The organism is Saccharospirillum alexandrii (assembly GCF_043641555.1).
In the GTDB taxonomy this organism is placed as follows: domain Bacteria; phylum Pseudomonadota; class Gammaproteobacteria; order Pseudomonadales; family Natronospirillaceae; genus Saccharospirillum; species Saccharospirillum alexandrii_A.
This window is the reverse complement of the sequence record NZ_JBHZRJ010000004.1, coordinates 344661-365622: the sequence shown is the minus strand read 5'-3', so window position 1 is coordinate 365622 and position 20962 is coordinate 344661. Positions and strand designations below refer to the sequence as shown.

17 protein-coding genes and 1 tRNA gene are annotated in these 20962 nt (G+C 58.8%); 12 read left to right on the top strand and 6 right to left on the bottom strand.

What is annotated here, in order from left to right:
• Positions 1-176 precede the first annotated feature (176 nt).
• Positions 177-2066 carry a putative bifunctional diguanylate cyclase/phosphodiesterase gene (locus ACHUE7_RS16175; protein WP_394170910.1) on the bottom strand — a complete coding sequence of 630 codons (1890 nt, stop codon included), beginning with the start codon at positions 2064-2066 and terminating at the stop codon, positions 177-179.
• Between the two features lie 361 nt (positions 2067-2427).
• On the opposite strand from ACHUE7_RS16175, the gene ACHUE7_RS16170 reads away from it, so the two are divergent.
• The 6 genes from ACHUE7_RS16170 to ACHUE7_RS16145 all read left to right on the top strand — a co-directional run bounded on the left by ACHUE7_RS16170 (position 2428) and on the right by ACHUE7_RS16145 (position 10627).
• Positions 2428-3432 carry an ABC transporter substrate-binding protein gene (locus tag ACHUE7_RS16170; RefSeq protein ID WP_394170909.1) on the top strand — a complete coding sequence of 335 codons (1005 nt, stop codon included), beginning with the start codon at positions 2428-2430 and terminating at the stop codon, positions 3430-3432.
• Between the two features lie 65 nt (positions 3433-3497).
• The gene (locus tag ACHUE7_RS16165) at positions 3498-4316 is read left to right on the top strand and encodes an ABC transporter ATP-binding protein (protein ID WP_394170908.1); all 819 of its coding nucleotides are present in this window, start codon (positions 3498-3500) and stop codon (positions 4314-4316) included.
• The gene (locus tag ACHUE7_RS16160) at positions 4313-5149 is read left to right on the top strand and encodes an ABC transporter permease (protein ID WP_394170907.1); all 837 of its coding nucleotides are present in this window, start codon (positions 4313-4315) and stop codon (positions 5147-5149) included. The genes ACHUE7_RS16165 and ACHUE7_RS16160 overlap by 4 nt, the downstream gene beginning before the upstream one ends.
• A gap of 25 nt (positions 5150-5174) precedes the next feature.
• Complete coding sequence (locus ACHUE7_RS16155; protein WP_394170906.1) at positions 5175-6767, top strand: gamma-glutamyltransferase family protein; 1593 nt, start codon at positions 5175-5177, stop codon at positions 6765-6767.
• A 29-nt stretch (positions 6768-6796) separates the two neighbouring features.
• Complete coding sequence (locus tag ACHUE7_RS16150) at positions 6797-7990, top strand: amidase (RefSeq protein ID WP_394170905.1); 1194 nt, start codon at positions 6797-6799, stop codon at positions 7988-7990.
• A gap of 162 nt (positions 7991-8152) precedes the next feature.
• On the top strand, positions 8153-10627 hold the full coding sequence (locus ACHUE7_RS16145) for a heavy metal translocating P-type ATPase (RefSeq protein ID WP_394170904.1): 2475 nt from the start codon (positions 8153-8155) through the stop codon (positions 10625-10627).
• Positions 10628-10957: 330 nt separating this feature from the next.
• Here the strand turns inward: ACHUE7_RS16145 and ACHUE7_RS16140 are convergent, their stop codons facing one another.
• The gene (locus ACHUE7_RS16140) at positions 10958-11983 is read right to left on the bottom strand and encodes a M48 family metallopeptidase (protein ID WP_394170903.1); all 1026 of its coding nucleotides are present in this window, start codon (positions 11981-11983) and stop codon (positions 10958-10960) included.
• A 54-nt stretch (positions 11984-12037) separates the two neighbouring features.
• Positions 12038-13069, bottom strand: coding sequence for a YjgN family protein (locus ACHUE7_RS16135; protein WP_394170902.1), 1032 nt, complete (start codon positions 13067-13069; stop codon positions 12038-12040).
• Positions 13070-13264: 195 nt separating this feature from the next.
• Between ACHUE7_RS16135 and ACHUE7_RS16130 the strand changes: the two genes are divergently transcribed.
• Positions 13265-14074 carry a hypothetical protein gene (locus ACHUE7_RS16130; protein ID WP_394170901.1) on the top strand — a complete coding sequence of 270 codons (810 nt, stop codon included), beginning with the start codon at positions 13265-13267 and terminating at the stop codon, positions 14072-14074.
• A 7-nt stretch (positions 14075-14081) separates the two neighbouring features.
• Here ACHUE7_RS16130 and ACHUE7_RS16125 read toward each other — a convergent pair whose 3' ends face one another.
• Positions 14082-14576, bottom strand: coding sequence for a c-type cytochrome (locus tag ACHUE7_RS16125; RefSeq protein ID WP_394170900.1), 495 nt, complete (start codon positions 14574-14576; stop codon positions 14082-14084).
• Between the two features lie 149 nt (positions 14577-14725).
• Here ACHUE7_RS16125 and dkgB point away from each other — a divergent pair, with 149 nt between their 5' ends.
• Complete coding sequence (dkgB, locus tag ACHUE7_RS16120; RefSeq protein ID WP_394170898.1) at positions 14726-15541, top strand: 2,5-didehydrogluconate reductase DkgB; 816 nt, start codon at positions 14726-14728, stop codon at positions 15539-15541.
• A 325-nt stretch (positions 15542-15866) separates the two neighbouring features.
• Here the strand turns inward: dkgB and ACHUE7_RS16115 are convergent.
• A tRNA-Pro gene (locus ACHUE7_RS16115) sits at positions 15867-15943 on the bottom strand.
• Positions 15944-16134: 191 nt separating this feature from the next.
• On the opposite strand from ACHUE7_RS16115, the gene ACHUE7_RS16110 reads away from it, so the two are divergent.
• From ACHUE7_RS16110 to ACHUE7_RS16095, 4 genes are all read left to right on the top strand, one after another.
• Complete coding sequence (locus tag ACHUE7_RS16110) at positions 16135-16665, top strand: winged helix-turn-helix transcriptional regulator (protein WP_127559161.1); 531 nt, start codon at positions 16135-16137, stop codon at positions 16663-16665.
• A 77-nt stretch (positions 16666-16742) separates the two neighbouring features.
• On the top strand, positions 16743-17417 hold the full coding sequence (locus ACHUE7_RS16105) for an OmpA family protein (protein WP_463559046.1): 675 nt from the start codon (positions 16743-16745) through the stop codon (positions 17415-17417).
• A gap of 144 nt (positions 17418-17561) precedes the next feature.
• On the top strand, positions 17562-18296 hold the full coding sequence (locus tag ACHUE7_RS16100) for a glutamine amidotransferase-related protein (protein ID WP_394170896.1): 735 nt from the start codon (positions 17562-17564) through the stop codon (positions 18294-18296).
• A 72-nt stretch (positions 18297-18368) separates the two neighbouring features.
• Positions 18369-18710, top strand: coding sequence for a hypothetical protein (locus ACHUE7_RS16095; RefSeq protein ID WP_394170895.1), 342 nt, complete (start codon positions 18369-18371; stop codon positions 18708-18710).
• 10 nt (positions 18711-18720) lie between these two features.
• Here ACHUE7_RS16095 and ACHUE7_RS16090 read toward each other — a convergent pair whose 3' ends face one another.
• On the bottom strand, positions 18721-20871 hold the full coding sequence (locus ACHUE7_RS16090; protein ID WP_394170894.1) for a diguanylate cyclase domain-containing protein: 2151 nt from the start codon (positions 20869-20871) through the stop codon (positions 18721-18723).
• Positions 20872-20962 lie beyond the last annotated feature (91 nt).

Genomic DNA, 20962 nt, shown 5'->3' with positions numbered 1-20962 from the left:
CTCTGCAGGGGAGTCCGCAGCAGGGATGCTGCGGCCTAGGCTCCATGGACGGATTGACGCCGACCCTGCAGAGGCACAACCGGTAGCCGTCGCGGACGATCACCTCTGAAGTAACCCGAACTCCGAAACTTGAGACCTCTAATATGAGTTCTTTAAGAAACTAGAGCAGGTGCCTGTTACCCGCGCGACAGCGCAAACTTAATAAAATCGGCTTCCGGCATTGGCCGGGCCCAATAATACCCCTGCCCTTGAGTGCAGCCGAGCCTGGCCAGTAATTCGGCTTCGGCCTGGGTTTCGGCGCCTTCGGCTACGGTGGTGAGGTTGAGGCTGTTGGCCATTTGAATAATGGCGGTGACGATGGCGGTGTCTTGCGGGCTCAGTTGCAGCTGCGACACAAAGGACCGGTCGATTTTCAGTGTGCCGATCTTCATCTTGTTCAGATATCCCAGGTTGGAATAGCCGGTCCCGAAATCGTCAATCGAGAACGTAACGCCGAGCGCCTGCAACCGGTGAAAGGTGTGATCAATGTCGTCCCCGGGTTCCATCAGCATCGATTCGGTGATTTCAATTTCCAGCCGGTGAGGCTCGATGCCGGATTCCGTCAAAGCCTGTTCAACCACCCGGTCAAGGTTACCGCGCTTGAATTGCAATGACGACACATTAACCGCCATGGTCAGCCCAGGCAGGCCGACCGAATCAAACCGGCTCAGTGCCCCGGTGGCCTGTTGCATCACCCACATGCCGATCTCAATGATCAGACCCGACCGTTCAGCCAGGCTGATAAACTCGATGGGAGGCACATTCCCGCGCGTCGGGTGTTGCCAGCGCAACAGGGCCTCACAACCGCACAGCTTGCCCGTTTTCAGATCGACTTTGGGTTGGTAGTGCAGCGAAAGCTCATTGCCGTGTAACGCCTTGCGCAGATCTGAAATGAGTTTGACCTGAGCCTGGGCGTCGTTGTTCATGCTGGTGTTGTAATAGCGAATGCCGTCGCGCCCGGCGCGCTTCGATTCGTACATGGCCATGTCGGCCTTGCTCAGCAAAGTAGCGAAGTCGGTACCATCGGCCGGCGCGATGGCAATGCCAATCGAGGCCGTGGTGGTCAGCTCGTGACCTTGCAGCATCATGGGTTCGCGCAGCGTTTGCAGCAGTTCATCCGCCCGGGAGATGATGGACTCTCCCGGTGGCAGGTCGGGCATCAGCACCACGAACTCGTCGCCACCAAAGCGTGAGACCGCATCCGATGTACGCACTTCATCCACCAGGCGCTGGGCAATCTGAATCAGGTATTCATCGCCGGCGCCGTGGCCGAGTGAATCATTGATGGGTTTAAAGTTATCCAGATCGATAAATAACAGCGCCACCGACTGACCTTCACGCTCACTGTGACGCAACATCAGTTCAAACTGCTCGGCGGCCAGCATGCGATTGGGCAAACCGGTCAGACTGTCATGATTCACAAGCGCCTCGACCTGAGCCTGGGATTCACGGCGTCGCTGGTTTTCTTCGTTCAGCTCTGTCACCAGATGGCGAATGTCGTTGACCAGCAGGCGAATACAGTAGGCTGTCGTCAACAGGATCAACACCAGCAAAATAGCCACGTTGATGTTGCTCTCGACCGGTCGGGTCTGATGCAGCCCCATCGAATTGACGCCACCAAGTACCAGCAAACTACCAATCATAACCGCCAGCAAACCAATAAAAATACGCCGGTTACCAATGATGCTCGCAACGACCAGAATGCCGGGGTAACCCAGCACGGCTTCATCGCGCAGGCCGTCGCTGCTCCATAGAAAGTAGTAACACAGGCCGGTCATCAGCCCGAGCATCCAGGTGGCGGCCAATTGATAATGTTGCTGGCGTACCAGCCAAAGGCTCAGGAACAAGAGTCCCGCTGCGACCGCCATGGCCAGTGCAGAGGAAACACGGCCGAGTGACATACTCTGTACGGTCGCAACCAGCAGGAATATCTGCAAGGCCCAGAACATCTGGTTGAGACGTTCATGATGAAGCTGTCTGACCAGTGGCGACCGACCTGCCTGATCTGAATTATGTTCTGATGCCATACCACCCAACAGAAATCTTGTGAAAGAAACGGGCTGATTGAGCCCTACTGAAACAGTCTAGCTTGAAATGCCTGGTTCGTGGATGCACCGGGTGGTTATTCCCGGAGAACCTTTGTTAATGCAACAGAACAGCAGGCACCGCGCCAAAACGGTGCGCGTTCTGGTGCAGGGTGATCGACTTGGTGCGCAGTGAAGGTATCTGTGACAAGGCCACGCCGGTAAAGCCCCATGATACCCGGCTTTTGAAACGATTGTTTCAGCCTTACGCCGATTTGAATGATTGTTCGGCCAACTGGCCTGCCCTTTGCAATATCCCTGTACCGGCTCCGGCCAATCCTAAAGCCACACACAGGGGAACACCATGAACAAAGCATCTCTGGTTGCCAGCGTCGTTGCACTGCTTAGCGCCACGGCCGCTTCTGCGACCGATATCAAATTTGCACTGGACTGGAAATTCGAAGGCCCTGCAGCGCCCTACCTGATGGCCATGGACCGTGGCTACTATGAAGAAGAGGGACTGAACGTCAGCATTGATACCGGTAGCGGCTCGCTGGAGGCCATCCCCCGGGTTGGGTCGGGCACCTACCAATTGGGTTTTGCCGACATCAATTCACTGATTAAGTTCCGCGACCAGGACTCTGACGTACCGGTTCAGGCGATTATGATGGTGTACGACGCCCCGCCGTTCGCCATTGTGGGGCGCAAGAGCCTGGGCGTGATGGAACCGGCCGACCTTGAAGGCAAAACCCTGGGCGCACCAGCCACCGACGGCGCCTTCGCCCAGTGGCCTGCCTTTGTTGAGGCCAACAACATCGATGCCAGCCAGGTCACCATCGAAAACGTCGGCTTTCCGGTGCGCGAACCCATGCTGGCCCAGGGCGATGTCGACGCCATTACCGGCTTCTCGTTTTCCTCCTACATTAATTTGAAATCCAAGGGCGTCGACGCCGATGACATCAGCGTCATGCTGATGAGCGACTACGGCCTGAAACTCTACGGCAATGCCATCATCGTTAACCCGACCTTTGCTGAAGAGAACCCCGAAGCGGTCACCGCGTTTCTGCGTGCCACCATTCGCGGCTGGCGCGACACCATCGCCGACCCGGAAGCGGCCGTTGAATACGTAATGGCCCACAACAGCATTGCCCGCAAAGAAGTCGAGCTGGAGCGGCTGATCATGTCGATCGACGACAACATCCTCACCGATGCCGTCATCGCCAATGGCATGGGCGACATCGACCCCGAGCGGATGCGCGAAGCCATCGATCAGATCGGCATTGCCTACAACTTCAACAATAAACCCGATGTCGACGACATCTTCACCGATGCCTTTTTGCCCAGCGCTGAAGAGCGGATGCTGCAATAAGTACAGGCTACCCAAACAAAACGGGCGCCTCGGCGCCCTGGTCTCATTTACGACAGGCCCGCAGTATGAGTGTGATTGATATAGAAGGTTTACGCCTTGGCTACGGTGGTATGGCCCCGGAACAGATCGTGCTGGATGGCATCGACCTGCACATCGACAGTGGCGAATTCGCGGCCATTGTCGGCCCGAGCGGTTGTGGCAAGTCAACCTTTATGAAGCTGCTATCCGGCTTGCTGACACCCCAGGAAGGCCAGATTCTGATCGACAACGAACCGGTCACCGGGCCGCGCAGTCAGGTCGGCATGGCGTTTCAGAATGCCATTATGCTGCCCTGGCGCACCACGCTCGATAATATCCTGCTGCCGCTGGAAGTGGCCCCCGCCACCAAGTCGGATTTTCGCCACCGCAAGCCCCAGTACCGGCGCCAGGCAGAAGATCTGCTGACCGCTGTTGGCCTTGAGGGCATGGGCAGCAAGTACCCCTGGGAGTTGTCTGGCGGTATGCGCCAGCGGGCTTCTTTGTGTCGCGCCATGATTCACGAACCGCCTTTGTTGCTGCTCGACGAACCCTTCGGCGCACTCGATGCCTTTACCAAGGAAGAACTCTGGCTGGTGTTGCAGACGCTGCGCCAGCACCGAACGTTTACAGTATTGATGGTCACCCACGATCTGACCGAAGCGGTTTACCTCTCTGACACCGTCTATGTGATGAGTGCCCGGCCGGGACGCATGCTGGTGCGCCAGAACATCACCTTTGACCAGCCGCGCGACCTCGACATTCGCTTTGAACCCGGTTTTGTCAGCCATGTGCACGACCTGCGGGAACACATTCGCGGCACCCGAGCCCAGGCTGCTGCTAAACCCGTGCTGGGAGCCACATCATGACCACAAGCACCCCGTCAACGCCGGCAACCACCACACCGCGCCCGTCACGAGTGCGACACTGGCTCGGCTGGTTTCGCCGCGAAGAAGCGATGTCGTTCTGGATCATCATCGGCTTTTTCGTGATCTGGGAAGCGGTATGTCACCTCTTTTCACTGCCCGTGTATTTTCTGCCACCGCCCTCGGCAATTGCCCAGGCAGCGGTCGAATTTCAGCGCGCCCTGATGATTAACTCCATTCAAACCCTGTGGACCACCATGGCCGGGTTTGGCTTCGCCGTGGTGTTCGGATTAATACTGGGCGTTGCCGTCGGCGGTTCGCGCCGGCTTTATCGCGGGCTGTACCCGCTGATGGTCGGCTTTAACTCGATACCCAAGGTTGCCCTGGTGCCGATTCTGGTGCTCTGGTTCGGCATCGGCTCGGTACCGGCGATCATCACCGCCTTTCTGATTTCGTTTTTCCCGATTGTGGTCAACGTCGCCACCGGTCTGGCCACCACCGAACCGGAAATGGACGACATACTGCGCGCCCTGGGTGCCAGCAAATTGGACCGTCTGCTGAAAGTCGGCTTACCCGGCGCCATGCCGCATTTCTTCGGCTCGCTGAAAGTCGCGATTACCCTGGCCTTTGTCGGGTCGGTGGTATCCGAAACCGTGGCCGCCAATTCCGGGCTTGGCCACATGATGCTGATGGCCCAGGCCAACTTCGAGGTACCGCTGGTGTTCGCCGGCTTGCTGGCGCTGGCCATTGAAGGGGTGCTGATGTATGCCCTGTTCGTGGTCATCGAAAAACGCATGACGGGCTGGGCCTTCCGCGCTCAGAGCGCTCAACAATGAGTAACCGGGCAAGGAGCCAGCCGTAATGATCCACACCAAACGCACACTCGGTGGCGCCTGCGTCGCGCCCCACCACAGCGCCGCTCAGGCCGGGCGGGATGTCCTGCAGGAAGGTGGCAACGCGGTAGAGGCTATGGTGGCCGCCGCGGCCTCCATCGCCGTGGTGTACCCGCACATGAATGCGCTGGGCGGCGATGGCTTCTGGCTGATCAAACCGGCCAATGGCACGCCGATCGCCATCGATGCCTGCGGTCCGGCGGGGCAAGCGGCCGACATTGATTTTTACACGGGCGCAGGCGAAACCACCATCCCGAACCGCGGACCACGTGCGGCCCTGACCGTGGCGGGCACCATCGGCGGCTGGCAACAGGCATTAAAGGTCGCTCATCAACTCGGTGGCAATACCCCGGTCTCTCGCTTACTCGCCCCCGCCGAACAGCAGGCGCGTGAAGGCATCGTGGTCAGCCAGAGCCAGGCTGCGCTAACGCGCGCCAAATTTGAGCAACTGGCTCAGCAGCCCGGTTTTGCCGAGGTGTTCCTCAATAACGGCCAGCCACCTTCCGAAGGCGACATCCTGTATCAGCCCGACCTGGCGGACACACTGGCCCAACTCAGCCGCGCCGGGCTCGACGACTTTTATCGCGGTGACCTCGCCCAAACCCTGTCGCAAGGCCTGGAAGCACTCGGCAGTCCGGTGCGGCGTGCGGACCTTGAGGCGTTTCGGGCACGTCTGGTCGAACCACTGCATACCCAGTTGCGCGGCAGCACGGTATACAACCTGCCACCACCGACGCAAGGGCTGGCGTCGCTGATCATTCTGGGTCTGTTCGATCGGCTGAACATCACCGAAGGCGAAGGCTTTGACCACCTGCACGGCCTGATTGAAGCCACCAAGGCCGCATTCACCGTGCGTGACCTGGAGTGCATTGACCCCGACTGGCTGACGGATTCGCCCGCACGCTGGCTCACACCCGAGGCGTTGAACGAACAGGTCAAAACCCTGTCGATGACCCGCGCGCGCCCCTGGCCCAACCCAACCAAGCCTGGCGACACCGTCTGGCTCGGCTGCATCGACAAAGCCGGTAATGCGGTCAGCTTCATTCAAAGCATCTACTGGGAATTCGGTTCGGGCATCGTCGTACCGGGCACTGGCGTTACCTGGCAAAACCGGGGCACCAGCTTTTCGCTCGACCCGGCCTCCCGCAACGCGCTCAGCCCGGGCCGCCGCCCTTTCCATACCCTGAACCCAGCCCTGGCCGAGTTCGATGACGGCCGCACGATGGTGTACGGCACCATGGGTGGTGAAGGCCAGCCGCAGACACAGGCCGCGGTGTTCTGCCGCTATGCCCTGTTCGGGCAGCCATTGCAGCAGGCGATCACCGCACCGCGCTGGCTGCTGGGGCGGACCTGGGGCGACACCGACACCCGCCTGAAGCTGGAAAACCGCTTCGACCCGACGCTGATCAACCAATTACGCAACGCCGGACATGACGTTGAAGTACTCGATGAAGCCTTCAGCGACACCCTGGGCCACGCCGGCGCCCTGGTGCACCGCCCCGATGGGGTGATCGAAGGAGCCGCCGACCCCAGAGCCGACGGGCTGGTGGCAACGTTATGACTCGTCTGGATCGTACAGAGGAACATGCCATGCAACGTTGTAGCGCTATTATCACTGAAGACCCCGTTCATGCTGCGCCCACGCACCCGGGGCCTTTAACCGGTCTGCGCTTCGCGGTTAAGGACGTTATGGACGTGGCCGGATCCACCATGGGCATGGGCCACCCGCTGTGGGCCAGCACCCACCCCGTCGCTGACCACCATGCCGCCTGCATCGACCGATGCCTGGCACAGGGCGCTGAACTGATAGGTAAAACCCAGACAGACGAGCTCACCTACAGTCTGGCGGGCAATAATCACCATTATGGGGTTGCCCCGAACCCGGCCGTGCCAGATGCGACCCCCGGCGGCTCATCCAGCGGATCCGCCTCGGCCGTGGCCCAGGGACTGGTTGATTTCGCCATCGGCACCGATACCGGTGGCTCAATCCGCATTCCAGCCAGCTATTGTGGGCTGTACGGGATACGCCCCAGTCATGGGGCCGTCAGCCGAGACGGTGTGGGCAGCCTGGCGCCGCAGTTTGATACCGTCGGCTGGCTGGCACAGCGCGCCGACATTCTGATGGCGGTGGGCGATGCCCTGTTACCCGACACCGACACCCCGATTCCAAGCCAGGTGGCCCTGCTCAATGATGGCATGGAACTGCTGGACTCCATCATGGCCCACAAGGCGCGCGGGGCCATTCGGTCATTGGGCTTGCCAGTGTCCCGGTCCATCTCGATCGGTTCGCTGGAAAGCTACAGGCGGGTGTTTCAGGTGGTACAAGCCTTTGAGGCCTGGCAAACCCACGGTGAATGGATAACGGCCAACAAGCCCGTGTTTGGCCCGGGTGTCGCGGAGCGCTTTGAAGCCGCTGCAAAGATCACTGCAGAGGAAGCCCAAGCCGCCCAGGCCAACCTCAATGGCCTGCGCCAGCGCGTTCGCGATCTGATCGGCGACGATACGATCTGGTGCATGCCCACCGTACCAGCGTCAGCCCTACCCATTTCGGCACCCGCTGAAGAAGTCGACTTTATTCGCGGTCAAACCCTGTGTCTGACCGCCGTGGCGGGTGTGGCTGGCTTGCCGCAAGTGTCATTGCCCTGGTTACGCGATGTTCGCGGCCCGGTCGGGTTTTCGCTGATCGGCCCACCGGGTAGCGACCGTCACCTTCTCAGGCTGGCCAGAAACCTGGCGTTTGCCAGTCATCTGCGCAAGGCACCCGGGCCGGTGCCTGCTGTTTAAGCCCCTTTTTAAGCCCCTTTCGCGCTGAGCCTGCCAAAGGGCCTTGGGAAGATTGAACATCCACAGGAAATTAATCGTCTGAATACTTGACCTTCCTACCACTGGAAGGTCTAGCCTGTCTCTCATACATCCTTGTGCACACTGCACTTTGAAGGAGAGACCATGAGCCAGGCACACACCAACACCGTGGAATTGCGCGACCCGGTCTGCGGTATGACCGTATCGCCCGATACCGCCAAACATCACAGCGAGCACGACGGCCACGACTTTTATTTTTGTGGCGCTGGCTGCAAAACCAAATTTGATAACGACCCCGAAGGCTTCGAGACTGCCAAAGACCCGGTCTGTGGCATGACCGTGCGGCGCGACCGCCCCAAAGGCATGACGCGGCATGAAGGCAAGGCACAGTATTTCTGCTCGGAACGCTGCCAGCACAAGTTCGAGGACAATCCGGAGCGCTACCTCGACCCGAGTGAAGCGCCCGAGCCCATGCCCGAAGGCACAAAATACACCTGCCCGATGGACCCGGAAATCGTGCAGGAAGGCCCCGGCACCTGTCCGAAATGCGGCATGGCTCTGGAGCCGATGACCCCTTCACTGGAAGACACCGGCCCCAGCCCCGAGCTGATCGACTTCACCCGACGCTTCTGGATCAGCGTGATCGCAGCGGTCCCGTTGCTGCTGATTACCATGGGTCCGATGATCGGGCTGCCGTTTCGCCGCTGGCTGGGTGAAGGGCCCGCTATTTGGCTGGAACTGATACTGGCCACCCCGGTCGTACTCTGGGCCGCTCAGCCATTTTTTGTGCGCGGCTGGAACTCCATCATCAATCGCAGCCCCAACATGTGGACGCTGATCAGTCTCGGGGTGGGTACTGCCTTCGCGTACAGCATTGTCGCCACGCTGGTGCCCGGTGCCTTCCCCGCGGCTTTCCGCATGGAATCGGGCCACGTACCGGTCTATTTTGAAGCCGCTGCCGTCATTGTGGCGTTGGTCTTCCTCGGCCAGGTGCTGGAACTGAAAGCCCGCGAACGCACCGGCTCGGCCATTCGCGCTCTGCTCGATCTTGCCCCCAAAACCGCCGTGCGCATTAACGACAACGGCGACGACGAGGAAGTGCAGCTCGACCAGGTACAAAGCGGTGACCGCTTGCGGGTCAAACCTGGCAGCGGTATCCCGGTCGATGGCGTAGTCGCCGAAGGCCAGTCCTCCGTGGATGAATCCCTGATCAGCGGCGAACCGGTACCGGTGGAAAAAACCAAAGGCGATCCACTCACCGGCGGCACCCTGAACAAGACAGGCACCCTGATCATGACCGCCGAACGCGTTGGCTCCGAAACCGTGCTGTCACAGATCGTTGCCATGGTGGCCCAGGCCCAGCGCTCGCGCGCGCCGATCCAGGGCCTGGCCGACCGGGTGGCGAGCTACTTCGTACCGACGGTCGTGCTCGTCGCCATTATCGCGTTCATCATCTGGTCGCTGGTCGGGCCAGACCCGGCCATGGCCTACGCCATTGTTGCTGCGGTTTCCGTTCTGATCATCGCCTGCCCCTGTGCCCTGGGGCTGGCAACACCGATGTCGATCATGACCGCCACTGGCCACGGCGCTCAATCGGGCGTGCTGATCAAAGATGCCCAAGCACTGGAGCGGTTTGCCAAGGTCGATACCCTCATCGTTGACAAAACCGGCACCCTGACTGAAGGCAAGCCCAAGGTCACCGACCTGGTCGCCCTGAACGACCAGGATGAAACCACCCTGCTCGGCTGGATCGGCAGCCTGGAACGCAGCTCCGAACACCCGCTGGCCGAGGCCATAGTGGCCGAAGCCAAGCAGCGTGAAGCCAAACTGCAAGAGCCTGAAACCTTCGATTCGGTGACCGGCCAGGGCATTGTCGGACGTGTTGACGGCCATGACCTGTTAATGGGTAATGCCGCCCTTTTCGACGACAAAGGCATTGATTTAACCGACGTTGAAAAACAAGCCGACGCAATGCGCAAAGCCGCCAAAACGGTCATGTACCTGGGCGTCGACGGCAAACTGGCGGGCCTGATCGCTGTACAGGACCCGGTCAAAAAAACCACCGCCAACGCCATTCGCGCCCTGCAGGCACAAGGCATGCGCGTGGTCATGGCCACCGGCGACAACGAAACCACCGCTCAGGCAGTCGCCAGTGAACTGGGCATCGATGAAGTACGTGCCGGCGTCTCGCCCGAAGGCAAACAAAAACTGGTTGAAGAACTGCGCAAGCAGGGCGCAACCGTGGCCATGGCAGGCGATGGTGTGAACGATGCACCCGCCCTGGCCGCCGCCGATGTCGGCATAGCCATGGGCACTGGCGCCGATGTGGCAATGGAAAGCGCCGGCATCACCCTGGTAAAAGGTGACCTGAACGGCATCGTGCGTGCGCGCACCCTGGCCCATGGCACACTGCGCAACATCAAACAGAATCTGTTTTTTGCGTTCGTGTACAACACGCTGGGCGTACCGGTCGCCGCCGGTCTGTTTTACCCGATCTTCGGCGCCTTGTTGTCGCCGATGATCGCCGCAGCCGCCATGAGTTTGTCGTCGGTCTCAGTGATAGGTAATGCGTTGAGGTTGCGTACGCTTAAGCTGGATGCGGCGCTCGACAAGGAATAAACGACTTGGTGATTGGGTTAACTGGGGCCAACCCTTTCAGAAGTACCGATGCAACTGAATACTTTCGGATTGTTGGGCCTGACGAACATTATTCTTTTAACTGAATTTGGAATTTGCAGAAAACCGAGTGTCAGGTGCCGGGTATGTCTATCCGGGGTAGTTCGCAGCAGGGACGCTGCGATCTAGGCCCGAGACGTCGGACCGCCATGGACGGGTCTACGCCGAGCGATGTGTCGCACCACCCGAATAGACATACCCGGTGGCTGACATGAACTCCTGGCAACAAAACCAACCCAAACTCCGAACTTGGGTTTCAGGCAGGCTAAAACTCTACTCGAAGCGCTTGATTCGCTCGTCGGTCGCGGGGTGGCTGGAGAGGTATTCTTCCCAGGCTCTGGAGCCTTCTTCATTGGCGCCGTGGCTGTCCATCATCTTCTGCAGGGCTGATGCGAAGGCCTGTCGGTCTAGACCGGCGGCCTGCATCAATTCCATTGCTGCTGTGTCGGCCTCCCTTTCCATATCACGCGAATAGGAGAGCTGCGCCAGGGCGTAGGGGGCGGTGACGATGATTTCAGAGAGAGCCTCGCTGTCGCCGGTAATCAGTAAGGTGGCGGCGACCAGGGCAGAGGAACTGATGATGCCCCGAATGCCATGGTCGTGACGGACATGGCCGACTTCGTGCGCGGCGACCGCCAAGAATTCGGCTTCATTGACCAGCGCCACGAACTGATCGGTGAATACCAGCGTGCCGTCTGGCAGGGCAAAGGCATTGGCACCAAAGGCATCACTGTTATAGAACAACACACGGACGTTCAGACCGGTCAGTTGGTCCCCAAAATGGCGATCGAACGCCCCGCGAAGTGCCTGCTGGCGTTCTTCACTCAATTGGGAGGGGGTTAGCCAGCCGCGCTCCATCCAGCCCAGCGCCTCATTACCCGCCAGCTCCCGTACCTTGTCGGGCACCAGCGGTGCGGTAACCCGGGCCATAGCCGGAATGCCATGCCGGTAGGTAGCCCAGCCGGTCACAACAACCACAATCAACAGACCCAGAATCCACAAGGGCGCCCGCTCCAGCTTTGGTAACCAGAGGGTACGTTCGCCCTTGTGACCAAAGTGGCGCAATGCCCTATCAACAAAGTCGTTGTCGCGGGTTTCCAGCCTGCCCAGTTCGGGCAATGTCAGAAACCTCGGGGACCGGCCCAGCCGGTCGCTGACCGTAACCCGGTTGAACGGGCAGCGGTATTTTTTGTCGAACGCCTGAAAACTCAGCCAGCCACTGGCATCCAGCAATACCGTGACGGTTTGGCTGTCGGCAAAACCCTCGGGGTAAAAGTGGGCACTGAAGGTTTGTGTCATAGTGAGAGTCTGCCTGGAGTTGAAGGCCGCCATCGGCGACCTGCAACAGGTCCGTTAGATGCCAAAGCCAACATCCACATCGTAGACTTCGCCCAGCTCTTCACCGACAGCCGACATTTCTTTTGCCTGGCTGGCCGCGATGCTACCGAGGTTACCGGCATGCAGGAAGGTAAGAGAATTCGCGTTCAAATGCGCCAGCCGAACCTGGGCCCAGGGAAAGGCCAGACCCAGAGTGAGCGCTACCACAATCGAATTGCTGATAAACACCCAGATAAAACGACCGACTGGCATATTGGCCTCAAAGCGATTTTTCTCCAGATTCACACCCTTCCAGTACACATTGAACAACAAGGGTTTGAACGCCAGAGACAAACCGTAAATAGCCAGGTAACCCACCCCAATCATAGCAATAGACGCCTGGCTGAAACCGATGGCGATTAACGCAATGGACGCGATAATGCCGATCACCAAGCCCAGCACAACCGACTGGTATTGCTTGACCGTCGCATCAAACTTGAAGGCTTTGTTGCCGTAGGCGTGGTTGGTAACCACATACCGGGCGGCATAATGCATGGCATGCGGCATCATGATGCCCAGCGTGATCATGCCCAGCAGCGGGTACAGAAAAAACGCCTTGCAGGCAGCCCAGTAGGTGCCGGTGAAGCGGAAACGCACGCCACGGTATGCGGAATATCGGGCATTGAATCGCAGGCCGGCGTTAATCAGCCAGGGCATCGCCGCCATGAAAGCCAGCATGAAAAGGCCGTACACTTCCGGGGAAATGAAGCTCGACAGCAAAGAAAAGACCACAAAGACCGCCACAGCGATCAGGCGCCCTTTCAGAATTTGGCCACCGGTGGCCAGGTATTCAAAGGAAGCACCGGCAACGTCGGTGTTGCCATAAAAGTACCGCTTGTTACGGACCTTGGCCCAGGCGGAGTAAATACCCAGTGTCAGCACCGTCAGCGCGATGTTAACAATCCAGATGCCGAAATATTCGCCGCCACGGCCATTAAAGGCAACGGGAATGGGCTTGAGAGAAGATCGGGAAGTGACCGGAGTGTCGGTCTGGGACTGGCTCGTCATAACGTTTCCTTGTTCGTTATCTGTTATTTTCGCTGCGCAGGCGTTTATGCCTGCCGCTCCTTCTTGGAACGAACCGAAACTTTACCTCTTTACACAATCTAGATAAAGCGGACACCCGCTAACCGGCGAACAACACTCTGTTGTATAGTTCCCCAACTGTATGGATCTCAACCACTACTGTTCAGGGAAATTGTCATGGCGTTCGCCTACCTTGGATCCCGTTACGCTCGTTTCAGCCTGGTGCTGCTTGGCACCTTGCTGACAGCCTGTACCTCACAACCAGAGCGAATCCGCTCGGCCAGTATTGGTGAGGCCGGTCAACTGGCTCAGTCGGAAAACCCTGACGACCGCGACATCACCCACCTGTCACAACCATCCACAAGCTGGTATGCCGACACCGAAGCTACCCTGATCCTCAATTCCGGTGGTTACCCATCGGAACGGTCAATAGATGGTCATTCAGGCTGGAACGAACCCGAATTCGACTCGGGCCGGTTCTGGGTTGGCCGTTATTTCCCGGAAATCGGCCAACAATCCACCTATCACAGTCGCCACGGTTATGAAATTGGCGCTGCCGGGTTTGATGATGGGATGGAGCTCACGCTGTCTGCCTATTACCTCGACGCAGAATTTGATCACGAACGAGGCAACACTCTGGAAGACCCGGGTGTTATCGGCTGGCAACTGACCGCGGGCAAACGCTGGCCCCTGTTCAAGCACCTGTCTTTGCAGGCCGGTGGCGGTTTTGGTTCGGGTTGGCTGCTCTGGGACTACGCCAACCCACTGATCGATGGCAGCGACCGCATTGAAAGCGACAGCCTCGCTTTTTTCAGCATCAGTACGCCGCTGTCGCTGCAATCCCATGCGGGGCCGATCATGACGGAGTTTATTGCCCTGCCAACCATTCGTTTCTCGGAAGATTACAGTGGCGAAGGGTTCAGCAATGACATTACGCACTTTTACCGGGGCATCCCGTTGGCCATACGGATCAGTGTGGTTTTTTAACGCCGCTTCAAGGCGTCAGCCCGCGACTGGCGCGTTCGCGTTCCAGCCAGAGCTGATAAATCTCATCCGGCCAGTAACGTTGAAAGCTGGCAATCACCTCAACAATTTCGGCCTCACTCAGCGTATCGCCCCAGGCGGGCATAACACCACCAAGCGGTTCGCCTCCTTCTTCGATCACCATCGACAACACCGCCAGCGGGTGATGCCAGGCGTGCGCGGTGCCATTCAGTGGCGGCGGCGGATAATTGCCATTGGCATCGAGCGTGCGCCAGTTCGGGGTCGCTTCGGCGTTAGCACCATGGCAAGCCGCACAATACTCCTCAAAGGTCTCACGACCCCGTTCAACCTGGGCCCGGGTGTACCAGCGACCGGTCCCCGCTTTGCCTTCCAGTGTTACATCGGTTAGTGCTAGTCCCGCTTCAGCGCCTTCCACCTCAGACTCGCTGCCCGTGTTGCAGCCCAGCAGGCTCAGCGTTGCGATCAATATTCCCAGCTTCTTCATAACCACCCGTATGATGTCGTTATCTTCTTGTGGACAGGCCATATGAAGTGCCAGCGGCTGATCGACCCTTTAAGCACAGCAAACCACCCCCACCCTACCAATCTGTCGCATTATTTATTGGTTGCTATTGTAACGCCGGAGAGCCTGAAATGTCGGAAGCCATCTTGAAAAACCCCGGTCTGGGCACCTACAGACTGAAAGACGACGTCTCTCACCAGGCGGTCACCACGGCACTGGCGCTGGGCTATCGCACCATCGATACCGCCCAGATGTATGAAAACGAAGCCGCCGTTGGCAAAGCCATTGCCGACAGCCCGGTCAGCCGGGACGAAGTGTTTGTGACCACCAAGGTCTGGGTAGACCAGCTGAGCAAAGCCCTGTTTCGCCCCAGCGTCGAGAAAAGCCTCGCGCGCCTGAACATGAATTACGTCGACCTGTTACTGATTCACTGGCCCGCCCCGGAAGACGATGTGCCCATGGAAGTCTATCTGGGTGAGCTTAAGGCCGTGCAGGACGCGGGCCTGACCCGCCATATCGGCGTCTCCAACTTCACCACCGCTCAGATCGACCAGGCCCTGAAGATACTGGGCCCCGGCAGCCTGCTCACCAACCAGGTGGAAGTGCACCCCTATCTGCACAATCGCAAGTTGGTCGATCACTGCCAGCAACACGACATTCTGGTCACCGGCTACATGCCGCTGGCGGTAGGTCGCGTCAACGACGACCCGGTGCTGAATGCGATTGCCGAGAACAAAGGGGTCTCGCCCGCCCAGGTGGCCCTGGCCTGGGTTCGGGAACGCGGCATCATCACCATTCCATCATCGACCAAGCGCCACCACCTGCAAGGCAACCTGGCCGCCATGGACCTGGAGCTGACCGTCTCGGAAATGAACCGCATCGATACACTGGACCAGGGACTAAGGCTGGCAAGCCCGAGTTTTGCGCCTGTGTGGGATATTGACTGATGGGTTTCAAGACTTAGCATCCGATTACTCAAGTTTCGGGATTCGCAACTAAAGAATTAGCGCCGGGTGCCAGGTAGGGCTATCGAGGGTGGTCCGCAGCACGGATGCTGCGGTCCAGGCCCCATGGATGGGTTTACGCCGACCCTCGATAGCCCTACCTGGTGGCCGGTGCGGACGACTGGCAAAATAGCCAGCTGCGAATTCCGAAACTTGACTTGCAAATAAGTTGGTCGAAGAGACGGGATTGAACGGACAGGCCATCCTGCTGCGACCTACGGGTCGCCCGTCTCGTGATATCGTGTTGGATGTAACGCTGAAATTAGGTTGGTCGGAGAGACAGGATTCGAACCTGCGACCCCTACGTCCCGAACGTAGTGCTCTACCAAGCTGAGCTACTCTCCGATAAAGGTCGGCGTCGCAAACCATTGATTTCACGGGGCATTTGCGGGAATGTCCGGTGTGGTTATGCGAGCTGCGCAATAGTACGAAGTCGCCGGGTTGGCGTCAACTCCACCCGCGTCCGTCGTGGAGTACGCGGATTGCCTCGGCGCCAGGCGCTCAGGTATGCTGGAGACACTTTCCGGGGAATATCGATGTCCGACACCACCCACCCAACCTCTGCAGACTCGGGCAAAAGCCGTAAATTGGATCGAATCGATCTGAAGATCCTTCGTACGCTGCAGGATAACGCCCGAATCTCCTATGTCGATCTGGCTCAAACGGTCGGCCTGTCGACCACGCCCTGTATGGATCGGGTAAAACGGCTTGAGCAGTCAGGTCTGATTCAGGGTTACCAGGCCATACTGTCACCCGAGGCATTGGGGCTGGGCTTGCTGGTGTTTATTGAGATCACCCTGTCGAATCAGTCGGCCGAGGCGTTTGATGAGTTTCGCAAGGCGGTCGATGGTCTCAGTTACGTGCAGGAGTGCCACCTGGTGTCGGGTCAATCGGATTATCTGGTTAAAATACGGCTGACAGACCTGCCCAGCTACCGCAAGTACCTGGGTGATCTGTTGCTGGCACTGCCGCACGTGCGCGAGTCTAAAAGCTATATTGTGATGGAGGAGGCAAAACAGTCGTCAGCCTTACCGCTGGACCTGATCAGTCATCGATTTAAACGCTGATCTGCATTAGCCTTTCCATTGTATTTTTCGGGCAGCCCAAGCTGACCGACCCTGATGTATGAAACGGAGAATCAATGATGAATACCTGGCATAAACTGGCGCTGCCACTGGCTCTGTCTGGCGCGGTGTTAACCGGTTGTACAACGCTTGATGCGTACACGGGCGAATCACAGGTCAGCGGCGCGTCCAAGGGCGCCATCGCTGGTGGCCTGATTGGCGCCGTTCTGGGTGCAGCCACCGCACCGAAAGAAGAACGCGCCAAACGTGCCCTGATCGGTGCCGGCATTGGCGGCGTCGCCGGCGGCGGTGTGGGCCTGTATATGGACCGGCAGGAAGCGGAACTGCGCGAAGAGCTGGTCAACAGCGGTGTGCAGGTAGAGCGCACCGAAGAAGGCGAAATCAACCTGATCATGCCTGGCAACATCACCTTCGATACCGACAGCTCTGAGTTGCGTCCCGACTTTATGGACACGCTCAACTCGGTTGCCCGGGTTGTTCAGGAATATGAAAACACCCTGGTCACCATTGAGGGGCACACCGACAGCACCGGCGCTGAAAGCTACAACCAGCTGCTGTCTGAGCGTCGTGCCGCCAGCGTTGCCGAAGTGTTGCTGAGCCAGGGCATTGCGTTTGAACGCGTTGCCGCTGAAGGCTACGGTGAATTGCGCCCCATCGCCGACAACAGCACCGCCACGGGCCGGGCGTCTAATCGCCGCGTTGAAATCAGCCTTGAGGCCATCGTTGCCGAATAAATCGGTTTCGCTCTAACAGGCGGCTCCGTCCGGAGCCGCTTGAAATCCGCGTCGCCATAACCATAATGGCCCCTTAACGGGTTTGGCCCTGCTGTGGCCGACTGTCCCTGCCTTGCGACTTCTGATGCGGAATTTCCGACCCCTATGACAGCTCCCTTGAAACTGGCCATCCTGGAAACCGATGTGCTGCGACCCGCACTGAAACCGAGCTATCACAGCTATGGGCGGATGTTCACGACCCTGTTAAACAGCGTCGATTTCAGCGGGAATATCGAGGTTTTCCCGGTCATTGACGGAAAGTACCCGGAATCAATCGACGACTTCGATGCTTATCTGATTACCGGCAGCCAGCACGATGCCTTTGCCGACGACGACTGGATTGTTCGGTTGCGCGCCTACTGCAAAGACGTCTATGAGGCTGAAAAGCCCATCATCGGCATTTGTTTTGGCCATCAGTTGCTGGCGCATGCCCTGGGCGGGGCCGCCGGGCGAGCCGACCGTGGCTGGGGACTCGGGGTGATGACCTACGATTTTGATGACCAGGCCCGAGCTGACCTGCCCGCCTTTGTCGATCAGCCTGAACCGGTGTCGTTACTGATCAGCCATCGCGATCAGGTGCTGGCCCTGCCGCCGGGTGCTGAAACACTGCTCACCAACGATTTCTGTCGCTACGCGGCCTATCACATTCCGGGCCGGGTGCTGTGTTTTCAGGGGCACCCTGAGTTTACCAAAGACTATCAGCAGGCGTTGCTGGGTTACCGTGAAGGCGACATTACCGCCGAGCAAATGCAGGCGGTTGTCGGGAGCCTGGCGGTTGACCACCAGGGCGAGCGAATTGCACGCTGGATGCGCGACTTTCTGGACACCCGCCCCCAATAGCAGGCAGGATGGGCCCGACTCGAACTGTTAGCCCATTCAACCGCTGGTGCACTCCATTCCCCAATGAAACTGATGACCCTGCAACACGCAACCCTGGTACGACTCTACCCGATGCGTCGACTGGCCTGGCCTTTAATGACGCTGGGTGCCCTGGTGTTCCCGGCCATGATCGGCTGGGCGGTGGCACACCCTGAACTCAACGGAGACGAACTCTTCACTGGCTTTGTCGCTGGCCTGGGGCTGGTGTTGCTGGGTGCGCTGCTGGCACTGACCCGGCCGGAAAAAGACCCGCCCAAAGGTTTGCGGCAACGGGCCCGGCACCTATGGGAAACCCTGGTGTTCTGGAGTTGGCTCGTCAGTTTGCTGGTGTTCGTCAGCCTGGCCATCAAGATCCTGAGCTTTTCCGGCGCCTGAGCCGGGCCGGTTAAAACAGCGTGCGCGGGTGTTGCTCGGCGTAGGCGATGCCGCCCTTGCCAGAGCGCTTGATGCCATACATGGCCTGGTCGGCATGGTGCATCAGGGTGTCCAGATCCCGCCCATGCGATCCGTACCGTGCCACGCCAATGCTCGCCGACACCGCGACCTGCTCGTTATTGGACATCACCGGCTTTTCTATGACCGAGAGCATTCGGCTGATAAAGGCGTGAATGGCCGGTTCGTTGTCGAAATCATCCACTATGATCACAAACTCGTCGCCCCCGACGCGAGCGGCGAAATCGGTCTTGCGCAGGGCATCGGATAGCCGGCCGGCAAGCGCCGTCAAGACGGAGTCGCCCACGCGGTGACCATGGCGGTCGTTCACCGGCTTGAAGCCATCGAGGTCGATGTACACCAGATAAAAGGCTCGGCCGGATTCATTGGCCATCGCGATTCGCTCATCCACAAAGTTGACCAGCAGTCGACGGTTGGGCAGGCGCGTCAGGGTGTCGTGGTTCGCCATGTACTCAATGTGCTGCTGGGCCGCTTCTATTTGGGTTTTCTCGTGCGACAGGGCGGTATTCACTTCATACAGTTGCTGGTGGCTGAGTGCATTGCTGAGCGTAATGGCGAGGAAAGGGGCCAGCGAGCTCAGTAGCTCCAGTTCATCGGACCCAAAGCGTTCAGCCACGGAACTTTGCAGCGACACCATGCCGATAACGGCCTGATTGTGAATCAATGGCACAAACAGCTGCGACAGCGGCAATTTGCGGTTATCGCCCAGCCTGAGCGAACTGGCCCGGTGTTTTTCGCCGGTGATCAGCAGGGGCTCGCCGGAACGAATCGCCTGCACCGCACGGCTTTGATCGAATGAATAGGGAATGGAAAACCCGGGCAGCCGGGCGCCGTCGTCAATGACCATCACATATTCGATGGCTTCAACATCGGGGCGGTTCAGCGCCAGTGAGACAAAGTGCACATCGAGCCGCTGGCGAACAATGTCGTACAGCTTTTGGCCGATATCGTCCATGCGCAGCGACGAGGCCAGCTGGCGTGCCAGCTCATTGATCAGTTGCAGCCGGGACTGGGCGGCCTTGAGTTGCCGGTTCTCGTGCTGCGCGATCTGCCGGGCCAGACGTTCGTCTTCCATCTTGGCTTCGTATTGACGCAGCTCGATTTGGCGGCGAACGTCACGCTGTTGAAGCTTGCGTTCAAGATCCAGCGCCAGGCGCAGCACGATGTGCGCGGCCCGGTATTTTCTGGCCCGTTCCAGACACACCGCCAGGGTTTCCAGCGCACGTTGCTGAATCAGACTGAATTCGGGCAGGCCCTCGCGGCGCAGCCCCTGGCGTAGGGTATGCACCGCCCGGGAAAATTGGCCGGTAGAGGCGAGCACCTTGGCCAGCTCGATATAGGCGTATAGCCCGGTGACGCCTTCTTTATCGAACTCGGGGTGATCGATGGTCACCAGCAAGGTGGTTTCAGCCTCGACCAGGCGGTTCTGCAGGCGCTGGCAGCGGGCAACCGCGATCAGCGCCTGAATTTCTAGATGGCCGAAATTCAGCTGGCGGGCATACTCTAGTGCGGCACGGCAACCCAGCAGCGCATCCTGAAAACGGCTGTGCCGGCTATGCAGGTGGGCTTGTAACAGGGCGGCTTCACCGAGGTTTTCAGCCGTCACGGTAGAAGTATCGAGACCCAGCGCCTGGTTCAGCAGATCTTCAGCGCTGTCGAGATCGTCAATTTCGTAATGCAGTGAGGCCAGGTTCAACTGCGCGGCGAAGAGGCCGTTCATATTGCTGATCGACTGGCAGATCACCAATGACTGGCGATAGTGGTGCAGTGCTTCACCATACTGCCCCATACCCTGATAGGCCATGCCCATACCGTTATGGATACGCCAGATTTCTTCCTGATGCTTGAGTTGCTCAGCCAGGGCCAAAGCTTCGGAGAACTTTTTTAGCGCCTCGAGGTGATCACCAAGAAAGTTGTATCCCCAACCCTCATGAAACGCCAGTTGGCAGGCCCTTAAGGGGACGGACTCAACCAGTGTTCGGGCCTGATCTAGCAGCCTGAGGGCCGAAACCGGTTCGGAGATCATGACTACCCAGGCCTGCTCCAGGCAGGCGCTAAACGAGTCGGGCTGGTCCGTGGTCACGGTGCAATCTCAGTCATCAAAGCGGTCATGGTTTTTTTATTGAAGGTCAGTCATTGTAAAGGCCTCGGTGCCAACAAGCGATTGCAGGGGT